The organism is Paracoccus stylophorae, assembly GCF_028553765.1.
GTDB lineage: Bacteria > Pseudomonadota > Alphaproteobacteria > Rhodobacterales > Rhodobacteraceae > Paracoccus > Paracoccus stylophorae.
This window is the reverse complement of sequence record NZ_CP067134.1, coordinates 435,502-456,457: the sequence shown is the minus strand read 5'-3', so window position 1 is coordinate 456,457 and position 20,956 is coordinate 435,502. Positions and strand designations below refer to the sequence as shown.

At 66.5% G+C, this 20,956-nt stretch carries 21 protein-coding genes and 1 tRNA gene; 14 read left to right on the top strand and 8 right to left on the bottom strand.

Annotated features, from left to right (window positions below):
• Window positions 1-102 precede the first annotated feature (102 nt).
• The 4 genes from serA to hspQ all read left to right on the top strand — a co-directional run bounded on the left by serA (window position 103) and on the right by hspQ (window position 3,441).
• Window positions 103-1,692, top strand: a complete 1,590-nt coding sequence (gene serA, locus JHW45_RS02230) for a phosphoglycerate dehydrogenase (RefSeq protein ID WP_272859340.1) — start codon at window positions 103-105, stop codon at window positions 1,690-1,692.
• Window positions 1,693-1,780: 88 nt separating this feature from the next.
• On the top strand, window positions 1,781-2,503 hold the full coding sequence (locus tag JHW45_RS02225; RefSeq protein WP_272859339.1) for a metallophosphoesterase: 723 nt from the start codon (window positions 1,781-1,783) through the stop codon (window positions 2,501-2,503).
• A 4-nt stretch (window positions 2,504-2,507) separates the two neighbouring features.
• Window positions 2,508-2,978, top strand: coding sequence for a CreA family protein (locus tag JHW45_RS02220; RefSeq protein ID WP_272859338.1), 471 nt, complete (start codon window positions 2,508-2,510; stop codon window positions 2,976-2,978).
• Window positions 2,979-3,108: 130 nt separating this feature from the next.
• A complete protein-coding gene (gene hspQ / locus JHW45_RS02215; protein ID WP_272859337.1) occupies window positions 3,109-3,441 on the top strand; it encodes a heat shock protein HspQ in 333 nt (110 codons plus the stop codon).
• Window positions 3,442-3,444: 3 nt separating this feature from the next.
• Here the strand turns inward: hspQ and JHW45_RS02210 are convergent, their stop codons facing one another.
• Together JHW45_RS02210 and JHW45_RS02205 are read right to left on the bottom strand one after the other, a co-directional pair.
• Entirely contained in the window at window positions 3,445-3,939 is a 495-nt protein-coding gene (locus tag JHW45_RS02210) for an ATP-binding protein (protein ID WP_272859336.1), read from the bottom strand.
• Window positions 3,936-4,268, bottom strand: coding sequence for an STAS domain-containing protein (locus JHW45_RS02205; protein WP_272859335.1), 333 nt, complete (start codon window positions 4,266-4,268; stop codon window positions 3,936-3,938). Before JHW45_RS02205 ends, JHW45_RS02210 begins: the two co-directional genes overlap by 4 nt.
• Before the next feature lie 96 nt (window positions 4,269-4,364).
• On the opposite strand from JHW45_RS02205, the gene JHW45_RS02200 reads away from it, so the two are divergent.
• From JHW45_RS02200 to JHW45_RS02155, 10 genes are all read left to right on the top strand, one after another.
• Window positions 4,365-5,525: an acetyl-CoA C-acyltransferase gene (locus JHW45_RS02200; protein WP_272859334.1), complete on the top strand. Its 1,161-nt coding sequence runs from the start codon at window positions 4,365-4,367 to the stop codon at window positions 5,523-5,525.
• 153 nt (window positions 5,526-5,678) lie between these two features.
• The gene (locus tag JHW45_RS02195) at window positions 5,679-7,088 is read left to right on the top strand and encodes a circularly permuted type 2 ATP-grasp protein (protein ID WP_272859333.1); all 1,410 of its coding nucleotides are present in this window, start codon (window positions 5,679-5,681) and stop codon (window positions 7,086-7,088) included.
• Between the two features lie 12 nt (window positions 7,089-7,100).
• Window positions 7,101-8,057, top strand: coding sequence for an alpha-E domain-containing protein (locus JHW45_RS02190; RefSeq protein ID WP_272859332.1), 957 nt, complete (start codon window positions 7,101-7,103; stop codon window positions 8,055-8,057).
• Window positions 8,058-8,062: 5 nt separating this feature from the next.
• A complete protein-coding gene (locus JHW45_RS02185) occupies window positions 8,063-8,899 on the top strand; it encodes a transglutaminase family protein (RefSeq protein WP_272859331.1) in 837 nt (278 codons plus the stop codon).
• 281 nt (window positions 8,900-9,180) lie between these two features.
• Window positions 9,181-9,906 carry a proteasome-type protease gene (locus JHW45_RS02180; protein ID WP_272859330.1) on the top strand — a complete coding sequence of 242 codons (726 nt, stop codon included), beginning with the start codon at window positions 9,181-9,183 and terminating at the stop codon, window positions 9,904-9,906.
• Window positions 9,907-9,969: 63 nt separating this feature from the next.
• Window positions 9,970-10,809 (top strand): fumarylacetoacetate hydrolase family protein, encoded by an 840-nt coding sequence (locus JHW45_RS02175; protein WP_272859329.1) that lies wholly within the window; start codon window positions 9,970-9,972, stop codon window positions 10,807-10,809.
• A 101-nt stretch (window positions 10,810-10,910) separates the two neighbouring features.
• Window positions 10,911-13,190 (top strand): NADP-dependent malic enzyme, encoded by a 2,280-nt coding sequence (locus JHW45_RS02170; protein WP_272859328.1) that lies wholly within the window; start codon window positions 10,911-10,913, stop codon window positions 13,188-13,190.
• A 117-nt stretch (window positions 13,191-13,307) separates the two neighbouring features.
• Window positions 13,308-13,384: transfer RNA gene (locus JHW45_RS02165), tRNA-Pro, on the top strand.
• 97 nt (window positions 13,385-13,481) lie between these two features.
• Window positions 13,482-13,811, top strand: coding sequence for a hypothetical protein (locus tag JHW45_RS02160; protein WP_272859327.1), 330 nt, complete (start codon window positions 13,482-13,484; stop codon window positions 13,809-13,811).
• A gap of 127 nt (window positions 13,812-13,938) precedes the next feature.
• Window positions 13,939-15,195, top strand: a complete 1,257-nt coding sequence (locus JHW45_RS02155; RefSeq protein WP_272859326.1) for a lytic murein transglycosylase — start codon at window positions 13,939-13,941, stop codon at window positions 15,193-15,195.
• Window positions 15,196-15,294: 99 nt separating this feature from the next.
• Here JHW45_RS02155 and JHW45_RS02150 read toward each other — a convergent pair whose 3' ends face one another.
• The 6 genes from JHW45_RS02150 to JHW45_RS02125 all read right to left on the bottom strand — a co-directional run bounded on the left by JHW45_RS02150 (window position 15,295) and on the right by JHW45_RS02125 (window position 20,702).
• Window positions 15,295-15,786, bottom strand: a complete 492-nt coding sequence (locus tag JHW45_RS02150) for an RNA pyrophosphohydrolase (protein ID WP_272859325.1) — start codon at window positions 15,784-15,786, stop codon at window positions 15,295-15,297.
• Complete coding sequence (locus JHW45_RS02145; protein WP_272859324.1) at window positions 15,779-17,209, bottom strand: S41 family peptidase; 1,431 nt, start codon at window positions 17,207-17,209, stop codon at window positions 15,779-15,781. The genes JHW45_RS02150 and JHW45_RS02145 overlap by 8 nt, the downstream gene beginning before the upstream one ends.
• A 16-nt stretch (window positions 17,210-17,225) precedes the next feature.
• Window positions 17,226-18,401: a murein hydrolase activator EnvC family protein gene (locus JHW45_RS02140; protein ID WP_272859323.1), complete on the bottom strand. Its 1,176-nt coding sequence runs from the start codon at window positions 18,399-18,401 to the stop codon at window positions 17,226-17,228.
• Window positions 18,398-19,915: a 2,3-bisphosphoglycerate-independent phosphoglycerate mutase gene (gene gpmI / locus JHW45_RS02135; RefSeq protein WP_272859322.1), complete on the bottom strand. Its 1,518-nt coding sequence runs from the start codon at window positions 19,913-19,915 to the stop codon at window positions 18,398-18,400. Before gpmI ends, JHW45_RS02140 begins: the two co-directional genes overlap by 4 nt.
• Before the next feature lie 155 nt (window positions 19,916-20,070).
• Window positions 20,071-20,310 (bottom strand): hypothetical protein, encoded by a 240-nt coding sequence (locus JHW45_RS02130; RefSeq protein WP_272859321.1) that lies wholly within the window; start codon window positions 20,308-20,310, stop codon window positions 20,071-20,073.
• Between the two features lie 35 nt (window positions 20,311-20,345).
• Entirely contained in the window at window positions 20,346-20,702 is a 357-nt protein-coding gene (locus tag JHW45_RS02125; RefSeq protein ID WP_272859320.1) for a DUF1127 domain-containing protein, read from the bottom strand.
• Window positions 20,703-20,956: the final 254 nt, after the last annotated feature.

Below are 20,956 nucleotides of genomic sequence, written 5' to 3'. Positions count from 1 at the left end.
GCCGGGGGCGCTGCCCCCGGACCCCCGGGATATTTTCACGCCAAAGACATTCGTGCGCCCGCCAGGCCGAGGCCGGGGGTGCCGCAGATGAGGACAGATGACATGCCGAAGGTTCTTGTGTCCGACAAATTGTCGGAAACCGCCGTCCAGATCTTTCGCGACCGCGGGGTCGAGGTCGATTACATGCCCGATCTGGGCAAGGACAAGGAAAAACTGGCCGAACTGATCGGGCAGTATGACGGGCTGGCGATCCGGTCGGCGACGAAGGTGACCCAAAAGCTGCTGGCGCGCGCCGACCGGCTGAAGGTCGTCGGGCGCGCCGGGATCGGGGTCGACAATGTCGATATTCCCGCCGCCAGCAAGAAGGGCGTGATCGTGATGAACACGCCGTTCGGAAACTCGATCACCACGGCCGAACATGCCATCGCGATGATGTTCGCGGTTGCGCGGCAATTGCCCGAGGCCAGCGTCTCGACCCATGCCGGCAAGTGGGAGAAAAGCCGCTTCATGGGGGTCGAGCTGTTCAACAAGACGCTTGGCGTGATCGGCGCGGGAAATATCGGCAGCATCGTGATCGACCGGGCCCTGGGCCTGCATATGCGGGTGCTGGCCTATGACCCCTTCCTGTCCGAGGAGCGCGCGACCGAAATGGGCGTGACCAAGGTCGAACTGGACGATCTTCTGGCCAAGTCGGATTTCATCACCTTCCACGTGCCGCTGACCGACAAGACCCGCAACATCCTGTCGCGCGAGGCCATCGCAAAGCTGAAAAAGGGCGTGCGGATCGTCAACTGCGCCCGCGGCGGGCTGGTCGATGAGGACGCGCTGGCCGAGGCGCTGAAGGACGGGCGCGTGGCAGGTGCGGCCTTTGACGTCTTCGCGGTCGAGCCGGCGACCGACAGCCCGCTGTTCAACCTGCCCAATGTGGTGGTGACGCCGCATCTGGGCGCATCGACCACCGAGGCGCAGGAAAACGTCGCGCTGCAGGTGGCCGAACAGATGTCGGATTATCTGCTGACCGGCGCGGTGCAGAACGCGCTGAACATGCCGTCGGTCACCGCCGAGGAAGCCGCGGTCATGGGGCCGTGGATCAAGCTGGCGGGCCATCTGGGCGCCTTTGTCGGGCAGATGACGGACGAGCCGATCAAGGCCATCAACATCCTGTATGACGGTGTCGTGTCGGACATGAACCTGAACGCGCTGAACGCCTCGGTCATCGCGGGGGTGATGAAGGCGACGAATCCGGACGTGAACACCGTCTCGGCCCCGGTCATCGCGAAGGATCGCGGCATCCAGATCTCTACCACCCGGCAGGATCAGGCCGGCGTGTTCGAAGGCTATATCAAGCTCACGGTGGTGACGCCGGAGCGCGAACGCTCGATCGCGGGGACGGTGTTCAGCGACGGCAAGCCGCGCTTCATCCAGATCCGGGGCATCAATATCGACGCCGAGGTGGGGGAGCACATGCTGTATACGCGCAACAAGGACGTGCCGGGCGTGATCGGCGCCCTGGGCGGCACGTTGGGCGATCTGGGGGTGAACATCGCGAACTTTACCCTTGGCCGCGCGGCCGGCGGCGATGACGCCATCGCGATCCTGTATCTGGACGAGGCCATCAGCGACGAGGCGCTGGCGGCGTTGCAGGCCACCGGCAAGTTCCTGCAGGCCCGCCGGTTGCACTTCGAGGCCTGAGAACGCCTGCGCCTCCCCGCACCGGGTGGCGCGCAACCCCGGACGCCGGGCGCGGCGTTCGGACCTTTGAGGCAGGAAAAGGCACGATATGCGGCTTTATGCGATCGGCGATATTCACGGCCAGCTTGATCTTCTGAAGGCGGCGCATGAGCGGGTGTTCCGCGACGGCGGGCGCGACGCGACGGTTGCGCATGTGGGCGATCTGATCGACCGCGGCCCGGATTCGCGCGGCGTCGTCGATCACCTGATGCAGGGGCAGCGTGCCGGGCGGCGCTGGATCGTCACGCGCGGCAATCACGACCGGTTCCTGCCCGCGTTCCTGCGCCAAACTGACTGGATCGATCCGGGCGTGGGATCGGCGGAACACTGGGTCGATCATCCCGGGCTGGGCGCGGCGGAAACCCTGGCGTCCTATGGGCTGGACCCCGGCCTGCCGCGCGACCGGCTGCTGGCCGAGGCGCGCCGGGCGGTTCCCGCCGAACACGCGGATTTTCTGGCCGCGCTGCCGCTGTGGTTCCTGCATCCCGAGGGGCTGGTCGTCCATGCCGGCATCCGGCCGGGGGTCGATCTGCGCGATCAGTCCGAACAGGATCTGGTCTGGATCCGGAAAGGGTTTCTGGACAGCGATGCCGATCACGGGCCGCTGATCGTGCATGGCCACACGGCGCTGCAAACCGCGACGCATCATGGCAACCGGCTGAACCTTGACGGCGGCGCCGCCTATGGCCGGCCGCTTTGCGCGGTTGTGATCGAGGGCGGCGCGGTGCATCTTCTGACCGATGACGGTCGTGTCCCCCTGATCCCGGAGTAGATGGATGAAACGCCTGCTTGCCCTTGCGCTGCTGACATTCCCCGTAAGCGCCGCCGCCGAACAGGTGGCCAAGGTCGGCGTGGACTGGGTCGGCAACGACATCGTGGTCGAGGCGATCCGCGATCCGAAAGTCGGCGGCGTGACCTGTCATCTGTCCTATTTCAGCCGGTCGATGCTGGATCGGCTGAGCCAGGGAAACTGGTTCGAGGACCCGTCGAACAGCGCCATCGAGTGCGCCCAGACCGGCCCGATCGCGCTTGATCAGATCAAGCGCGGCGCAAGCGGCGAGGACGTGTTCAGCCAAAGCCGGTCGCTGGTGTTCAAGTCGCTGCGCGTCAAGCGCATCTATGACGAGGAAAACCGGGTGCTGATCTATCTTGCGCACGCAAACGAACTGTCCGAGGGCTCGGCCAAGATGTCGATTTCGACGGTGCCCCTGTTCGACGCGACATCGGGCGGCACCGGGCAGCAATAGGCGACCACAGGCGGGCGATCCGCCGCGGTTTCATGCAAATTGCGGCGATCCGGTGGACAGAATCGGCCCACGGGATTAGAACGCCCGACAATCTGGAAGAATGGTTTGTCCGATCATGGAAACGTCCCCAATGCAGGAACAGAACCGCATCGCGAAATTCAGCCTCGGTCAGGTGGTCCGTCACCGTGACCGCCCGTTCCGCGGCGTGATCTTCGATGTCGATCCGGAATTCGCCAATACCGAGGAATGGTACGAATCGATTCCCGAAGACGTTCGCCCGCACAAGGATCAGCCGTTCTACCACCTTTATGCCGAAACCGAGGCAACCTATTACGTGGCCTATGTGTCCGAACAGAACCTGGTTCCCGACGCCTCGGGCGAGCCTTTGGAACATCCCGACGTGCAGGACATGTTCGGCGATTTCGCCGATGGCCGCTATCCGCTGGCGGTCAGCCTGAACTAGGCGTCAGCGTTCCGCGCCGTCGGTGAAGGGCACGCTGAAGGCCAGAAAGTTGCGCGGCCCTTCGCGGTAATAGCACAGGGCCTGCGTCAGATCCTGGATCAGATACCAGCCGAACCCGCCTTCGGGCAGATCCTGCGGGTCGATGACGGGCAGGCTGCGCGGCAGGATGCACGCGGCCGGCAGGGACACGCCGTCATCGGTGATCGCGCAGGCCAGCCCGGTATCGTGGCGCACGATGCTGATATGGATCGAGGGCGGGCGGATATGTCCCGCGGGAATGGCCGCGTGTTCGGTGACGTTGTTCATCACCTCGGCCAGGACCAGTTCCAGCCGGCCCAGCGTGTCTTCGCCGATCTCGGTGCGGAACCGCGCCCTGATGTCGATCAGCGCGCCCCGCACCGCGTCGGGGCTGGCCGTCAGCACGCGGTGAAACATCGGCTGCGTGCGCGTCGCGGCGCGCGCGTTCAGCCCGGCATTCTGCCGTTCGGTCGAGGTCATTCCCGTTGCTCCTCGCTTTCTGTCAGGGGGCGGATGTCGAACACCGTGTCCATGCGCGTCAGGCGGAACACACGCTCGACATTGGGGGTCAGGCCGCGCAGGATCATCGGCATCCCGTCGGGCAGCACCTTGCGCAGGGCGATCATGGCGCCAAGGCCGGAACTGTCCATGAAATCGACCGCCCGCATCTCGATCTCGACCGGTTTGCGGTGCTTGATGACGATGTCGCGCAGCTTGTCGCGAAAGCGGGTGGCGATGGCCGCGTCGATCCGGGGTTCGTTCACCGTGATGACCAGATGGGCGCCGGTGTCGCTGACGGTCAGCTGCATGTCATGTCCTTGATCTGCGTTCGCTGATCTCTGGACTAGACGCAAAAGGTTACGATCCGGTAAGCGGGTCAGCAGACAACCGGGAAGGGTCCGAACATGCAAGACGTCTATATTCTTGGTGCGGCGCGCACGCCGATGGGGGGATTGCAGGGCGCGCTGTCGTCGCAGAGCGCGGCCGATCTGGGCGGCGTCGCGATTCGCGCGGCGCTGGAACGGGCGGGCCGCGCGCCGGACGCGGTCGATGCGCTGCTGATGGGCTGCGTGCTGCCCGCCGGTCAGGGTCAGGCCCCGGCGCGGCAGGCGGGGTTCGCGGCCGGTCTGCCGGCTGCCGTGCCCGCCACGACGCTGAACAAGATGTGCGGATCGGGGATGCAGGCGGCGATGATGGCCGCCGATGCGATCCGCGCCGGCAGCGCCGGTCTGGTCGTCGCGGGCGGCATGGAAAGCATGTCCAACGCGCCCTATCTGCTGCCGAAGATGCGGTCCGGCGCGCGGCTGGGCCATGCGCAGGCGCTGGATCACATGTTTCTTGACGGGCTCGAGGACGCCTATGACAAGGGGCGCCTGATGGGCACCTTCGCCGAGGATTGCGCGGCCGAATTCGCCTTTACCCGCGAGGCGCAGGACGATTATGCGCGGACCAGCCTGTCGCGCGCCACCGATGCCATTGCCTCGGGCGGGTTCGCCGATGAAATCGCGCCGGTCACGGTCACGACCCGCAAGGGCGAGACGGTCGTCGAGACCGACGAACAGCCCGGCAACGCCCGGCCCGACAAGATCCCGCAGCTGAAACCCGCCTTCCGCAAGGACGGCACCGTGACGGCGGCCAATTCAAGCTCGATCTCGGACGGGGCGGCGGCGCTGGTGATCGGGTCCGCGCGCGAGGGCGCTTTGGCCCGGATCGTGGGTCACGCCAGCCACGCGCAGGCGCCCGGCCAGTTTCCGACCGCGCCGGTTCCGGCGGCGGAAAAGCTGCTGGACCGGGTCGGCTGGGCCAGGGACAGCGTCGATCTGTGGGAGGTGAACGAGGCGTTCGCGGTCGTGCCGATGGCCTTCATGGCGCGGATGGGGCTGGATCATGCGCAGGTGAACGTGAATGGCGGCGCCTGCGCGCTAGGCCATCCGATCGGGGCGTCGGGGGCGCGCATCATCGTGACGCTGATCCATGCGCTGAAGGCGCGCGGCGGCACACGCGGCGTCGCCGCGATCTGCATCGGCGGCGGCGAGGGAACGGCCATCGCGATCGAACTGGTCTGACCCCGGCAGGCGCACACGCGCGCCGGCATGCGGAACTTTCCCGCCCGGCGCCCCGTTCCCCTGTGCACGTCGCACGGCCGGGTCGCGATCCGAACGCCGGTTGCAGAACGATGACACGCCCGCTTCGGGGTCGAAATCCTGCACAGGGGAACCATGGATTGCTATAACGAGATGTTCGAGGGCGACCGCGTCCGGGACCCCTATGCGCGGCTGCGCGACTGGGTCGACACGATGCCCGCCGACTTTCGCCAGATGAAACAGGCCGAGGCCGAGGATCTGTTCCGCCGGATCGGCATCACCTTCGCAGTCTATGGCGAGAACGCCGATCCCGACCGGCTGATCCCGTTCGACATGATGCCGCGTGTCTTCGAGCCGGCCGAATGGCGCAAGCTGGAACGCGGCATCAAGCAGCGCGCGCGGGCGCTGAACGCCTTTCTGCGCGATGTCTATGGCCGCGGAGAGATCCTGCGCGCGGGCCGTATTCCGGCACGTCTGGTCTATCGCAACGATGCCTATGAGAAGGCGGTGGTCGGCGTGGTGCCGCCGCGCGGCGTCTATTCCCACATCATCGGCATCGACCTGGTCCGCACCGCCCAGGACGAATTCTTCGTGCTCGAGGATAATTGCCGCACGCCCTCGGGCGTCAGCTATATGCTGGAAAACCGCGAGATCATGATGCGGATGTTTCCGCAACTGTTCCGCCACAACCGGATCGAGCCGGTGGACCAGTATCCCGATCTTCTGCGCCGCACGCTGGAATCGGTCGCGCCGCCGAAATGCAACGACCGCCCGACCTGCGTGATCCTGACGCCCGGCCATTTCAACAGTGCCTATTACGAACACAGCTTTCTGGCCAACCTGATGGGGGTGGAGCTGGTCGAGGGCGCGGATCTGTTCGTGGACGGCGAATTCGTCTTCATGCGCACGACGCAGGGTCCCAAACGCGTCGACGTGATCTATCGGCGGATCGACGACCTGTTTCTGGACCCGCTGTGTTTCCGCCCCGATTCGATGCTGGGCGTGCCCGGGCTGATGGATGTGTATCGCTCGGGCGGCGTGTCGATCTGTTCGGCCCCCGGCGCGGGCGTGGCCGACGACAAGGCGATCTATACCTTCGTCCCCGAGATGATCCGTTTCTATCTGGGCGAGGAGCCGCTGTTGCAGAACGTCCAGACCTGGACGCTGTGGAAGGACGACGATTACCGGCACGTCATGGCGAATCTGCCCGATCTGGTGGTGAAAGAGGTCCACGGCTCGGGCGGTTACGGGATGCTGGTCGGCCCCAAGGCCAGCAAGCAGGAGATCGAGGATTTCCGCAAGAAGATCGAGGCCAACCCCGGCAACTACATTGCCCAGCCCACGCTGTCGCTGTCCACCTGCCCGACCTTCGTGGAAGAGGGGATCGCGCCGCGCCATGTCGATCTGCGCCCGTTCTGCCTGTGCGGGGACCGGATCGAACTGGTGCCCGGCGGGCTGACCCGCGTGGCGCTGCGCGAGGGGTCGCTGGTCGTCAATTCGTCGCAGGGCGGGGGCGTCAAGGACACTTGGGTCCTGTCGGAATAGGGGAAAGACCAGATGCTCAGCCGCACCGCCTCGAACCTGTTCTGGATGGGTCGCCATCTGGAACGCGCCGAAACCGCAGCCAGGCTGCTGGATGTGGGACAGCGCATCACCCTGCTGCCCAATACCGAAGCCGGCTATCAGAACGAATGGAATTCGCTGTTGCAGGCGTCGGGCACATCGAACCTGTTTGCCCGCAAGCACGGAGAGGTCACGCAGGAGAAGATCGAGGAATTCATTTTCTTCGACCGCGACAACCCCTCATCGGTTGTGTCCTGCATCGAAAAGGCGCGCGAGGGCGGTCGGATCGTGCGGACGGCCCTGACCAGCGCGGCCTGGGACGCGCTGAACGTCGCCTATCAGGAATTGCGCAAGATCGAACGCCAGCCGCGATCCGCGGTCGACACGGCCTCGCTGTCGGATTTCATCCTGAGCCGCACCGCGACCGTGCGCGGGGCGATCAATTCCACGCAGCTGCGCAACGATGGCTGGCACTTCATGCATCTGGGCTACGGGCTGGAACGGGCCGATGCGACGGCACGTCTGCTGGACGTGAAATATTTCGTGCTGCTGCCGCGGGTCGAGTTCGTCGGCTCGGGTCTGGACAATTACCAGTGGCAGGTGATCCTGCGGGCGCTGTCGGCGCATCGCGCCTTTCACTGGGCCTATGGCGGCGACGTGTCGGCCGGCCGGGTGGCCGATTTCCTGATCCTGAACGGCGAAAGCCCGCGATCGCTGATCACCTCGCTTTACGAGGCGGTGTGGCATCTGGAAGGCATCGCCCGACGCTATGGCGACAACGTGCCCACGACCGCGCGGGACAAGTCGCGCGAGGTTCTGGCCGCCCTTCAGGCGCGCGACATCGACGCGATCTTCGACGAGGGGCTGCACGAATTCCTCAGCTGGTTCATCGGCGAGATCGAGGCGGTGTCGGGGCTGGTGCATGAAGATTACCTTCTGGGAGGCTCGTGAGACCCATGAAATTGCGCATCTCGCACCGGACCGTCTATCGCTATGACCGCCCGATCCGGAACATCGTCCAAAGCCTGCGGCTGAAACCGTCGGTGTTCGAGGGGCAACAGACGCAGGACTGGAAGATCGAGGTGGCGGGCGGCATGTGCGGCCCGGTGTTTCGCGACGGGGCGGGCGACTGGATCGAAGGGTGGACGGTCCGCGGCCCCACGCAGGAAATCACCGTCATCAGCAGCGGCGGGATCGAGACGCGCGACATGGCGGGCGTTCTGCGCGGACATCGCGAGATGATCCATCCGCTGACCTATCTGCAAACCACGCGGGCGACAGAGCCGGCGGCCAATCTGCGCCAACTGGCGGATTCGGTCGCGCATGGCGACGATACGCTGGATCTGGCGCACAGGCTGTCGCACGCGGTCAGCGACGCCATCGCCTTCCGGCCCGGCGTGACCCAGGCCCGCACGACCGCGGCCGAGGCGCTGGAACAGGGCGAGGGGGTCTGCCAGGACCACACCCACGCGCTGATCGCGCTGGCGCGGATGAAGGATCTGCCGGCCCGCTATGTCTCGGGTTATCTTCATTCCTCGTCCAGCGGCGAAGCGCAGGATGCGGCCCATGCCTGGGCCGAGATCCATGTCGGCTCGCTTGGCTGGGTCGGGTTCGATGCGGCGAATGCAAGCTGTCCGGATGACCGATATGTGCGGCTTGGATCGGGGCTGGATGCGCCCGACGCCGCCCCGATCCGCGGCATCGGCATGGGCGCTGGCGTCGAAAACCTCGACGTCGCGGTGCAGGTCGATGAGGTGGAGAGTTTCCAGAGCCAGAGCCAGAGCCAGGGCTGAAAGCGGCATCGTGCCGGCCGTGCTGTATCCGGCGCCGCAAAAAGGGGCCTCGCCGGCCCCCTCTTGGCCTGCGGCCAATTCACCCCCGCAGGTATTTGGGAAAGAGCGCGAGGCAGGGCCCTTATTCTCGCCCTCTTTGACAAATACCTCGGGGGGAGTCGCGTCAGCGACGGGGGGCAGCACCCCCCTGCCCCGCCCGCGGCGGTCGCGCCGAAGCAGAGATTGCAGCGGCCGGACGGCAGACATAGAGTGGCCGCGATCTTGCCGGGGATATGCGTGCAATGACCTATTGCGTCGGTCTGAAACTGAATGCCGGGCTGGTGCTTTTGTCCGACACCCGCACCAATGCGGGGCTGGACAACATCGCCTGCTATCGCAAGATGTTTTTCTTCGAGAACCCGGCCGAGCGGGTGATCGCGATCATGACGGCCGGGTCGCTGTCGGTGACGCAGACCACGCTGGCGCGGCTTGACGAGGCCATCGAGAACGAACTGGCCGACGAGACGACCTCGATCCTCAAGGCGCCCACCATGTTGCAGGTCGCCACGATCATCGGCGACACGCTGTCGCGCACGCGGCGCGAGATCGCAGACCAGTGCCGCGATCTGCGCCAGCAGGCATCGGCCAGCATGATCGTCGCCGGCCAGCGCGCGGGCGGCGACATGCGGATGTTCCTGATCTATCCCGAAGGCAATTTCATCGAGGCGACCGAGGACACGCCGTTCCTGCAGATCGGCGAACACAAATACGGCAAGCCGATCCTTGACCGCGTGGTGACGCCCGCGACCAGCCTGGCCGACGCGCAGAAGGCGGTTCTGCTGTCGATGGATTCGACGCTGCGGTCGAACCTGTCGGTCGGCATGCCGCTGGATCTGGCGGTGATCGAAAAGGACGCCTGCGCGGTCTCGGCCCGCCGCCGAATCCTTGAGGGCGATAGCGATTTCATGGACATGAGCGCCGCCTGGTCCGCCGCCCTGCGCGACAGTTTCGTCAAGGTCTCGATCTAGCCGCTTCTGGCGCAGCCGGGAAATCCGCGTAAGATCGCTTTCTGACGATACAGGGAGGATCCGATGAAACATGTTGCGATTGCGCTGACGCTGATGCTGTCGGCGACGCCGGCGCTGTCTGACTGTCCCGCGCCCGAGGCGATGAAGGAAGCCGCGCAGGCATGGCTGTCGGGCGGGACGCTGCCCGATCCCGGGGTGACATCCGCCGACGATGCTGCCTGCGCCTATACCGCCTATCGGCAGGCGCTGAGCGATGCGTTGGGGGCGCCGGTGGGGGTCAAGGTGGGCTTCACCTCGCCCGCCGCGCAGCAGGCGTTCGGGGTGCCCGGCCCGGTGGCGGGCGCGCTGTTTGCGCCGATGCTGTTGCCGGACAGCGCCGAAATCTCGCTGACCGGCAGCCGAATGCCCCTCTATGAGGCTGATCTGATCGTCACCGTCGGCGATTCCGCGATCATGCAGGCCACCACCCGCGCCGAGGCGGCGGCCGCGCTGTCCGATCTGCGTCCCTTCATCGAACTGCCCGATGTGGCGCTGGAACAGGGTCTGAAACCCGACGGGCTGTCGATGCGCGCCTATGGCGTGATGCCGTGGCGCGGGGCGATGGGCGCGCCGCTGGCGATGTCCGACCTGCCCGATCCGGTCGCCGATCTGGCGGCGCTGACGGTCGATCTGAAAGTGGATGGAGAGACCGTCGGCAGCGCCACCGGCGACAGCTTGCTGGGCCATCCGCTGGACGTCGTGCTGTGGCTGGTGCAGCAGGGGGGCTTCGATCTGGCGCCCGGCAGCGTGATCTCGCTTGGCTCGCTGGGCAAGCTGTATCCGGCGCAGCCGGGGCACAGGATCGCGGCGGATTACGAGGTCGGCGGCCGGACGATGTCGGTGTCGCTGACGCTTGTGCCCTGATGCACCCTCGCATGCGGCCGCGTCGGTCCGGCGCCGCGACGGGCGTTGAGCCGTGGCCGCGGCCGCGTTATTCCTAAGGAAGGCATCGGGGGGAGGATGAGATGACCGACAAGACACGCCGCAGCGCCCGGATCACACCGGAAGAGGCGCTGGCCTATCACATGGAGCCGCGGCCGGGGAAATACGACATCGTCGCCTCGACCCAGATGACCACGCAGCGCGATCTGTCGCTGGCCTACAGCCCCGGCGTCGCGGTGCCGGTGCAGGCGATCGCGGACCAGCCCGAAACGGCCTATGACTATACCACCAAGGGCAACATGGTCGCGGTCGTCTCGAACGGCACCGCGATCCTGGGGATGGGCAATCTGGGCGCGCTGGCCAGCAAGCCGGTGATGGAGGGCAAGGCGGTGCTGTTCAAGCGGTTCGCCGACGTGAACGCCATCGACATCGAGCTGGACACCGAGGACGCCGAGGAATTCATCAACGCGGTCCGGCTGATGGGTCCGACCTTCGGCGGCATCAACCTGGAAGACATCAAGGCGCCGGAATGCTTCATCATCGAAAGCCGCCTGAAGGAGGTCATGGACATCCCGGTCTTCCACGACGACCAGCACGGCACGGCGGTGATCTGCGCCGCAGGCCTGATCAACGCGCTGGAACTGTCGGGCAAGAAGATCGAGGATGTGCGCATCGTGCTGAACGGCGCGGGCGCGGCCGGGATCGCCTGTCTCGAACTGCTGAAATCCATGGGCGCGCGGCATGAAAACTGCATCATGTGCGACACCAAGGGGGTGATCTACAAGGGCCGGACCGAGGGCATGAACCAGTGGAAATCCGCCCACGCCGTCGCAACCGAGGCGCGCACGCTGGAGGATGCGATGACCGGCTGCGACGTGTTCCTGGGCGTGTCGGCCAAGGGCGCGGTCACGCAGGCGATGGTGCAGTCGATGGCCGACGATCCGGTGATTTTCGCCATGGCCAATCCCGACCCCGAGATCACCCCCGAAGAGGCGCATGCCGTCCGCGCCGATGCGATCGTCGCCACCGGGCGCAGCGACTATCCCAACCAGGTCAACAACGTGCTGGGCTTTCCCTATCTGTTCCGCGGCGCGCTGGACATCCACGCCCGTGCGATCAATGACGAGATGAAGATCGCCTGTGCGCAGGCGCTGGCGCGGCTTGCGCGCGAGGATGTGCCCGACGAGGTCGGCGTGGCCTATGGCCGCAAGCTGCAATTCGGGCGCGACTATATCATCCCCACCCCCTTCGATCCGCGGCTGATCCATGTCGTGCCGCCCGCCGTCGCGCGCGCCGGAATGGACACCGGCGCCGCCCGCCGCCCGATCATCGACATGGAGGGATATACCCAATCGCTGAAGGCGCGGATGGACCCGACCGCCGCGATCCTGCGCGGCATCCATGTGCGCGCACGGCAGAAACAGGCGCGGATGATCTTTGCCGAGGGCGACGATCCGCGCGTGCTGCGCGCCGCCGTCGCCTGGCAGCGCACCGGCATGGGCCAGTCCCTGGTCGTTGGCCGCGACAGCGATGTCCGCGATACGCTAGAGGCGGCGGGCCTGGGCGACGCCGCGCGCGAATTGACCGTGGTGAACGCGGGCAACAGCCGGCATCTGGAGGCCTATCACGACTTTCTCTATCGCCGGCTGCAACGGCGCGGCGTCGACCGCGAGGATGCGCACAAGCTCGCCAATCGCGACCGTCACATCTTTGCCGCGCTGATGCTGGCGCACGGGCATGGCGACGGGCTGGTCACGGGCGCCACGCGCAAGAATGCGCATGTGCTGGCCCAGATCGGGCAGGTTTTCGATTTGCGGCCGCAGGACGGGGCGGTGGGCATCACCGGCGTGCTGCTGAAGGGCCGGATCGTGCTGATCGGCGACACGCTGGTCCATGAATGGCCCGAGGCCGAGGATCTGGCCGACATCGCCACCCACGGCGCCGCCATCGCGCGCGGGCTGGGCATGGACCCGCGCGTCGCGTTCCTGTCGTTTTCGAATTTCGGCTATCCGGTCAGCGAACGTGCGGTCAAGATGGCCGAGGCCGCGGGCGTTCTGGATCGGCGCGGCGCCGATTTCGAATACGAGGGCGAGATGACCGTGGACGTGGCGCTGAACGCCGAATCCGCCGCGCGCTATCCGTTCAGCCGGCTGACGGGGCCGGCCAACGTTCTGGTGGTCCCGGCGCGGCATTCGGCCTCGATCTCGGTCAAGCTGTTGCAGGAAATGGCCGGGGCGACGGTGATCGGGCCGATCCTGTCCGGCGTTCCCAAGCCCATCCAGATCTGTTCGTCCACCTCGACCGTCAGCGACATCCTGAACATGGCCGCGATTTCCGCCGGCGGTCTGGGCATCGTCCGGTAAGGTCCCGTCGCGGGATCGTCGCGCCGCGGCCCCGCCGACAGCGGCGGAAATGTCACCCGCAAAGGGCCGAAGCCCCTTGCAATCGCGCGCGGCCCGCGCTACCTGCCCCGCTACGGTCGGAGCGTAGCGCAGCCTGGTAGCGCACCTGCTTCGGGAGCAGGGGGTCGGAGGTTCGAATCCTCTCGCTCCGACCAGTTCGGGTCCGCGACCGCAGCCGCGCCGACCCTTCCCACCACTCCTGCACCAGCTTCCGCCGCACCGTCCCCTGCATTCCTGAGAAGGAGACACCGCATGCATGTCTATACCCTGCTGGTCGAACTTGGCCGGAAAGAGGGCGACGGGCTGCCCGAGGGTTGCACCGGTGCGGCGCTGGTCTGTTATGCCTCGGGCCGGGACGAGGCCGAGGCGGTGCGCGAGGCGGTGGCGATCCTGAAGCAGGCCGGCATGGCGCCGCTGGATGTGACGGGCTACGGCACGTTGCAGGAACGTCTGGCCGAGGGGCAGGAGATCGACGACGACGAACGCACGCTGATGGATCGCGCCTTGGCCGAGAACGCCGTCATCATCGCGCAGATGCAGACCTTTTCGAACGACGACGCCGCGCCCCGCCGCGGCGATTAGACCGCAGGGCGGCCGGCGCGCGCGAATTTCGCGCAAAACCCCGCCGCGATCACCCTACCCAAGCGGAATCGCGACTGCTACAGTTCTTCAAAACATAATCACCAGCAGTCAATAACAGGCGATCCAGATGACATTTTCGCGCTTTTTCCTGTCCACCGCCCTGATCGGCGCCCTGGCCTCGTGCGCCGGTTCCGCCAACCGCACGCCCGGCGCCTTTGGCGCGCCGGTGACGCCGGCCGCGATCCCCGCCGCCGCGCCTGCGGACGAGGCGGGATTGCAGCGCTTCGTGCAATCCTTCCGGCCCCGCGCCTTGTCGGCGGGCGTGTCCGCCGCCACCTATGACCGTGCCATGCGGATCGCCCGCTATAACCCCGATGTGATCCGGCTGGACCGCAAGCAGGCCGAGTTTTCGCGCCCGGTCTGGCTGTATCTGGACAGCGCGGTGTCGGATGCACGGATCAAGACGGGCCGCGAAAAGGCTGCCCAGCTTGGCCAGACCCTGGCCGCGATCGAGGGGCGTTATGGCGTCCCGCGCGAGATCGTGCTGGCCGTCTGGGGGATGGAATCGAATTTCGGCGCCAATCGCGGCAAGATGCAGATCATCCCGTCGCTGACCACGCTGGCCTATGACGGCCGCCGGGGCGAGATGTTTCAGAACCAGCTGATCGCCTCGCTGCGCATCCTTCAGGCCGGCGACACCGATCCCGAACACATGCTGGGAAGCTGGGCGGGCGCGATGGGGCACACGCAGTTCATGCCGACCTCGTATCTGGATTACGCCGTCGATTTCACCGGCGACGGCCGCCGCGACATCTGGTCCGAGGACCCGACCGACGCGCTGGCCTCAACCGCCAACTATCTTGCCCGCAACGGCTGGCAGCGCGGTCAGGCCTGGGGCGCCGAGGTGCAGCTGCCGGCGAATTTCGCCATGGGCCAGATCGGCAAGGGCAATCGCAAATCCAGCGGCGCATGGGCGGCGCAGGGCGTCCGCCGGATCGGCGGGGGCGGTCTGCCCGCCGGCAACGGCTCGATCATCATGCCGGCGGGGGCGCGCGGGCCGGCCTTCCTGATACTGGACAATTTCCGTTCGCTTCTGCGCTATAACAATTCGGACAATTATGCGCTTGGCGTCGCGTTCCTGGGCGAACGCATCGCGGGCCGTGCGGGCATCCAGGGTCCGTGGCCGCGCAACGACCGCCCGCTGTCGACGGCGGAACGCAAGGAAATCCAGCAGCGTCTGCGCGCCAAGGGGTTCTATGACGACGAGATCGACGGGCTGTTCGGATCGGGCACGATGCAGGCGGTCGCCGCCTATCAACGCTCGATCGGGGTGGCGCCGGACGGCTATCCGACCTCGATCCTTCTGGGTCAGTTGCGCCGCTGAGACCGGTTACGGGACAAGGCAGGCGGCCGCGTCGGGCGGCCGTCTGCGGTCCTGTTCCCGATCGCGCCAGACAAGCCATCCCTGCGACGGCCGGGCGCGTCAGGCCAGATGGCTGCGAAACTGCGCGATCACCTGGCGATAGACGTCGCGCTTGAACGGCACGATATTGTCCAGCAGATCGTCGGCGCGGATCCAGCACCAGCGGTCGAACTCGGGGTGATCGGTGTCGATGCAGACATCGCCGTTCCGGCCCAGAAACCGCATCAGCATCCATTTCTGCCGCTGGCCGCCGTATTTGCCCTTCCAGACCTTGCCGACCAGTTCCGGCGGCAGGTCGTAAAAGACCCAATCCGGGGTCTCGTCGATCAGTTCGACCTTGTCGGTGCCGATGCCGGTCTCCTCGACCAGTTCGCGCAAGGCCGCCTGACGCGGGGTTTCGCCCGCGTCGATCCCGCCTTGCGGCATCTGCCACGCGCCGGGCCGGTCGCGGCGCTGGCCGGCAAAGACCAGCCCGCTGTCATTGACCAGCACGACGCCCGCGCAGGGACGATAGGGCAGACCCGCAGGTCCGGTCGCATCGCCGTCAGCCATTCTCGTTGGCCGAACCCGCATCGCCGCCGCCCGAGCCTTCGCCGGTCACCGCCGGCTTGGCCTTGGCCGGCACCTGCCCGGCCTCGAACTCGACCGCGGACAGGCCCTTGAGAATATCGACGGCGTAGGCCAGCTGATAATCCTCTTCGCGCAGCTTTGCGGTGGCCTCGACCTCGGCCGCCTCCTGCTCCATCTGCTTCTTCTCGTCGTCGCTGACCGAATCGTTGTTCAGCGCGCCGCGCAGATCGGCCTCGGACCGGCCAAAGCTGGATTCGGTGCGCGGGCCCTCGCCGTCCTCATCCGCACTGGCGGGCGGGCGCGGCTGCGACACCAGAATGTCGGGCTGGATCCCCAAGGCCTGGATCGACCGGCCCGAGGGCGTGTAATAGCGCGCCGTGGTCAGCCGGATGGCGCTGTCCGAGGTCACCGGCATCACCGTCTGCACGCTGCCCTTGCCGAAGGTCTTTTCGCCCACGACGATGGCGCGGCGGTGATCCTGCAACGCGCCCGCAACGATTTCCGAGGCGCTGGCAGAACCGCCATTGGTCAGCACCACCATCGGCTTGCCCTGCGCCAGATCGCCCGGTTCGGCGTTCCAGCGTTCGCTGTCCTCGGTGTTGCGGCCGCGCGTGCTGACGATCTCGCCCGCGTCAAGAAACGCGTCCGACACCTCGATGGCCTGGTTCAGCAGGCCGCCCGGATTGTTGCGCAGATCCAGCACGAAGCCCGTCACCTTGTCGATCCCGCCAGCCTCCTTCACGGCCTTGTCCAGTTCCGCCTTCAGCGTGTCATAGGTCTCGTCGTTGAAGGTCGAGACGCGGACCACGACGGCATGACCTTCCAGACGGGTCTTGACCACGGTCAGCTTGATCGTGTCGCGAGTCATGGTCAGGTCGAACGGCTCGGTCTCGCCCTCGCGCAGGATGGTCACGGTGATCTCGCTGCCGACCGGGCCGCGCATCATGTCCACCGCGTCGTCCAGCGTCAGCCCCATCAGCGATTCGCCGTTCACATGGGTGATGAAGTCGCCCGATTTCACCCCCGCCTGCGCCGCCGGCGTGTCGTCGATGGGCGAGACGACCTTGACCAGCCCGTCTTCCTGGCTGACCTCGATCCCCAACCCGCCGAAGCTGCCGCGGGTCTGGGTCTGCATGTCCTCGTAATCGTTGGCGGCCAGAAAGCTGGAATGCGGGTCAAGCGATGTCAGCATGCCGTTGATGGCGGCCTCGATCAGCTGCTTGTCGTCGGGCGCCTCGACATAGTCGGCGCGCACCCGTTCGAACACGTTGCCGAACAGTTCAAGCTGTTCATAGACCGAGGCGTTGCTGCCCGTCTCTTGCGCGACCAGCGGACCCGCGATCTGGGTCGTGAACAGCGCACCGGCCAGCACGCCCCCCAGCCCTGCGATCAGATAATGTTTCATGACGGCCTTTCCTGCCTCAGTCCTGTTGCGCCCCGACGACCGGATTCAGCACGAACCAGTCCGCAGGGTCCAGCGTTTCCCTGTCCTTGCGCAGTTCAAGATACAGGGTCTCGGTCCGCCCTGCATCTGCGCCCTGCGCGGCGTTGGCGACGAATTGCGCCCCGAATTCCTGTGCCGGTGCCTCGGACCCGCCCATCAGACCGACCGGGTCGCCGGCTGCAAGGACATCGCCCACCTCTCCGAACACCTGCGACATGCCTGCAAATATCAGAAGATAGTCGCGCGCGGGTTCCAGAATCATCACATTGCCGTAATCCAGCAGCGGCCCGCGATAGCGGATCGTCGCCGGCCACGGCGTCGTGACCAGTGCCGCCGGCGCCGCCGCGATCACCCAGCCCGGCCGCGTCACCCCGGCCGCGTCGGGTTCGTCATAGGGGCGCAGGACGCTGCCCACCACCGGCAGCGGCAGGCTGCCCTGCGCGCCCTCGAAATCGTCCATCGGCGCGCCGATATCAGTCTCCATTCCGCCGATCCCGTCGGCGAAATCGTCCAGGCTTTGCGCCGCGTCGCGCAGGACCTGCAATTCCTCGGGCGCCTCGGCAAACCGCACCGGCATGGTCGAACGGTCGGTGACGGCGCTGGCCAGCAGCCGCCGCGCCTCCTGCACCGAGGCGAGGCCCGACCCCAGCATGTCCGCAGCCGCCGACTGCAGCGCGCGCACCGTCGCGATCTCGTCCAGATCGTCCTGCAACCGCTCCGCCTCGGCGCGCAGGCCGGGGGTCACGTCCGACAGGATCATCCCCGCGCGCGCATTGGCCACCGCCCCGGCCGGGTGCAGCAACAGCGAGGATTCGGGCGATTGCTGCAAGGCGGTCATCGCGCCCAGCACGCCGGCCAGCCGGCTTCTTTCAGCCTCGAACCGGTTGTGCAGTTCGTTTTCGCGGGCGCTGGCCTGCCGCAACCCCTCGCGCAGCGCGGCCAGCCCCTGTTCGTATCCCCAAATCACCTCGGTCAGCGCGGTCACCTGATCGTCGGCGGTGACGGCCTCGGCCAGCTTGCCGATGGCCTGCCGCAGCTGCGCCGCCGCACCCTCGGCCTCGGCCACGGCCTGATTGGCCGGGGTCACCGCCTGCACGGGCGACACCCAGAACAAGGCGGACAGGGCAAGGGTCAGAATCAGACGGGGTGTCATGGCGTCCCGATCAGGCTTTCGCCGGTCATCTCGGGGGGTTTTTCCAGCCCCATCAGGTCCAGAACGGTCGGCGCGACATCGGCCAGCCGACCCGGACGCAGCCGCGCGCCTGCGGGGCCGCCGACGACGATGGCCGGCACCGGATTGACGGTGTGGGCGGTATGCGGCCCGCCGGTTTCGGGATCGACCATCGTTTCGCAATTGCCGTGATCGGCGATGATCAGCGCCGCGCCGCCTGCGTCCTCCAGCGCCTCCAGCATCCGGCCCAGACCCTGGTCCACCGCCTCGCAGGCGCGCATCGCGGCCTTCAGGCTGCCGGTATGGCCGACCATGTCGGGATTGGCATAGTTGACCACGATCAGGTCGTATCCCGCACCGATGGCCTGCACCAGCCGGTCGCTGACCTCGGCCGCGGCCATCTCGGGGGCCAGATCATAGGTCGCGACCTTGGGGCTTTGCGGCATGAAACGATCCTCGCCCGGTTCGGGCGCCTCCTTGCCGCCGTTGAGGAAGAAGGTCACATGCGGATATTTCTCGGTCTCGGCCAGCCGGAACTGCCGCAACCCGTGCGCGGCCACCCATGCGCCCAACGTGTTCACCACCTGCGCCTTGGGATAGGCCGTGGTCATGAAATCGTTGTGCCGCTGGCTGTAATCGACCAGGCCCAGAAACGCGGCCCAGTCCGGCCGGTCGCCGACATCGAATTCGGCGAAATCGGGATCGGCCAGGGCCGACAGGATCTCGCGCGCGCGGTCGGCGCGGAAGTTCAGGCAGAAGAACCCGTCGCCGTCCATCGCGCCGTTGAAGCCGTCGATCACCGTCGCGCGGATGAACTCGTCCGTCTCGCCGCGTGCATAGGCGTCGGCCACGGCGGCATCGGCACTGGCGGCCGGCTGACCTTGCCCGGATACGATGGCGCGCAACGCCTGTTCGACCCGGTCCCACCGCCGGTCCCGATCCATCGCAAAGTAACGCCCGATGACGGTGCCGATGCGGCAGCCCGGCGGCAGATTGCCCTGCAACTCGGTCACGAAGCCCTTGGCGGATTGCGGCGGCACGTCGCGCCCGTCGGTGATCGCGTGGACGACGACCGGAACACCCGCCTGCGCCACCGATCTTGCGGCGGCCAGAACGTGCCGGATATGCCCGTGAACGCCGCCATCCGACACCACGCCCATCAGATGCGCGGTTCCGCCGCTGTCCTTCAGCCGGGCGACAAAGCGATGCAGCGCGTCGTTGTGAAAAAAGCTTCCATTCTCGATGGCCAAATCGATCTGGCCCAGATCCATCGCCACGATGCGGCCTGCGCCGATATTGGTGTGCCCGACCTCGGAATTGCCCATCTGTCCGGTGGGCAGGCCGACATCGGGGCCATAGGTGATCAGCGTCGTGTTCGGACAATCCCGCATCAGCCGGTCGAAATTCGGCGTCTGCGCCTGATCGGGCGCGCTTTGCTGCGGACGGTCCGAGATGCCCCAGCCGTCAAGGATGCACAGGATCACGGGTTTCGTCATGCGGGCCTCGATCGTTTGCGCCTTGTTACGCTTGTCGGCCAGATGCGACAACCGCTGACGCCGGAAACGGGCCGCGAAAATGCAGACGCGGCGCGAACGATCCGCCGTTCGCGCCGCGCCGTATCCTGCATGGCCGGGCTGTGCCCCGGCCGGTATCAGCCGTTGGCCCACCGGTCATAGACATCGCCCATCGCCCACGCCGCGCCATAGGCGGCGGCGGCAGGCATCGCGGCCAGCGCAAATCCGGCCCGGACCGGGTCCGGAACCTCCCACGCCGATTCGTCCGGACGGGACGGGACAGCGTCCTGCACGTCGTCCGCGCAAGGTGCGTGGTCACGCCGGTATCGTTGCAGGGATGGGAATAACTCGTCGAAATCCGCCTTGCAGATCATCATGGCGTATCCTCCTCTGATGCCAGCTTGTCCCTCGCTCACCAGCCTATCCATCTTAGCGAAGACCAGTGTTTGGTCCTAGGCGCTCTGGTGTCGCACCCCGCCTCTCGGCGCACATGCGCCGCCGATACGGGGGCCATGCGCAACTCGCGGTCGCTGAAGCCATCGACGGTATCTTCGATGTCGCCGCGGCACAGGCCGATATCGGCCAGCATCCGGTCGTCCAGCGATTTCAGCGAGGCGATCATCTTGCGGCGCCGCCAGCGGCGCAGCGTGTCGCCCAGCCAGCCGCGCGCGGGCTGCAGCGCGCCGGTCAGACCGGTGCGCGAATGAGACAGGTTCAGGGGGCGCGACTGGCGCGCGTGGTCGAAATCGGTCGTGGAAACATGATGCATGTCGTCCTCCATCACGAAAACAGCGGGGATTCGACGCAGCGCCTGCACACCGACGCCGCCGCATAACCCGCGGCTGGGCTGACGGTCCGGTTGCGTCGAAAGTGTTCATGCGACAGGTGCGATAGAAGAAGGCCCCGACGCGCGGCATGGCGGCACCGACCGCAGCCGCGACGGGGCTAGCTGTGGTTCAGCAGCCGTCCTGCGATGCGCAGGACCCTCCTATGACAGTCGAAGTACATCATGTTCCATATGTT

Coding starts and splice junctions, on each gene's coding strand:
- serA (WP_272859340.1), top strand. CDS start 103: ATGCCGAAGGTTCTTGTGTCCGACAAATTGTCGGAAACCGCCGTCCAG.
- JHW45_RS02225 (WP_272859339.1), top strand. CDS start 1,781: ATGCGGCTTTATGCGATCGGCGATATTCACGGCCAGCTTGATCTTCTG.
- JHW45_RS02220 (WP_272859338.1), top strand. CDS start 2,508: ATGAAACGCCTGCTTGCCCTTGCGCTGCTGACATTCCCCGTAAGCGCC.
- hspQ (WP_272859337.1), top strand. CDS start 3,109: ATGCAGGAACAGAACCGCATCGCGAAATTCAGCCTCGGTCAGGTGGTC.
- JHW45_RS02210 (WP_272859336.1), bottom strand. CDS start 3,939: ATGACCTCGACCGAACGGCAGAATGCCGGGCTGAACGCGCGCGCCGCG.
- JHW45_RS02205 (WP_272859335.1), bottom strand. CDS start 4,268: ATGCAGCTGACCGTCAGCGACACCGGCGCCCATCTGGTCATCACGGTG.
- JHW45_RS02200 (WP_272859334.1), top strand. CDS start 4,365: ATGCAAGACGTCTATATTCTTGGTGCGGCGCGCACGCCGATGGGGGGA.
- JHW45_RS02195 (WP_272859333.1), top strand. CDS start 5,679: ATGGATTGCTATAACGAGATGTTCGAGGGCGACCGCGTCCGGGACCCC.
- JHW45_RS02190 (WP_272859332.1), top strand. CDS start 7,101: ATGCTCAGCCGCACCGCCTCGAACCTGTTCTGGATGGGTCGCCATCTG.
- JHW45_RS02185 (WP_272859331.1), top strand. CDS start 8,063: ATGAAATTGCGCATCTCGCACCGGACCGTCTATCGCTATGACCGCCCG.
- JHW45_RS02180 (WP_272859330.1), top strand. CDS start 9,181: ATGACCTATTGCGTCGGTCTGAAACTGAATGCCGGGCTGGTGCTTTTG.
- JHW45_RS02175 (WP_272859329.1), top strand. CDS start 9,970: ATGAAACATGTTGCGATTGCGCTGACGCTGATGCTGTCGGCGACGCCG.
- JHW45_RS02170 (WP_272859328.1), top strand. CDS start 10,911: ATGACCGACAAGACACGCCGCAGCGCCCGGATCACACCGGAAGAGGCG.
- JHW45_RS02160 (WP_272859327.1), top strand. CDS start 13,482: ATGCATGTCTATACCCTGCTGGTCGAACTTGGCCGGAAAGAGGGCGAC.
- JHW45_RS02155 (WP_272859326.1), top strand. CDS start 13,939: ATGACATTTTCGCGCTTTTTCCTGTCCACCGCCCTGATCGGCGCCCTG.
- JHW45_RS02150 (WP_272859325.1), bottom strand. CDS start 15,786: ATGGCTGACGGCGATGCGACCGGACCTGCGGGTCTGCCCTATCGTCCC.
- JHW45_RS02145 (WP_272859324.1), bottom strand. CDS start 17,209: ATGAAACATTATCTGATCGCAGGGCTGGGGGGCGTGCTGGCCGGTGCG.
- JHW45_RS02140 (WP_272859323.1), bottom strand. CDS start 18,401: ATGACACCCCGTCTGATTCTGACCCTTGCCCTGTCCGCCTTGTTCTGG.
- gpmI (WP_272859322.1), bottom strand. CDS start 19,915: ATGACGAAACCCGTGATCCTGTGCATCCTTGACGGCTGGGGCATCTCG.
- JHW45_RS02130 (WP_272859321.1), bottom strand. CDS start 20,310: ATGATGATCTGCAAGGCGGATTTCGACGAGTTATTCCCATCCCTGCAA.
- JHW45_RS02125 (WP_272859320.1), bottom strand. CDS start 20,702: ATGCATCATGTTTCCACGACCGATTTCGACCACGCGCGCCAGTCGCGC.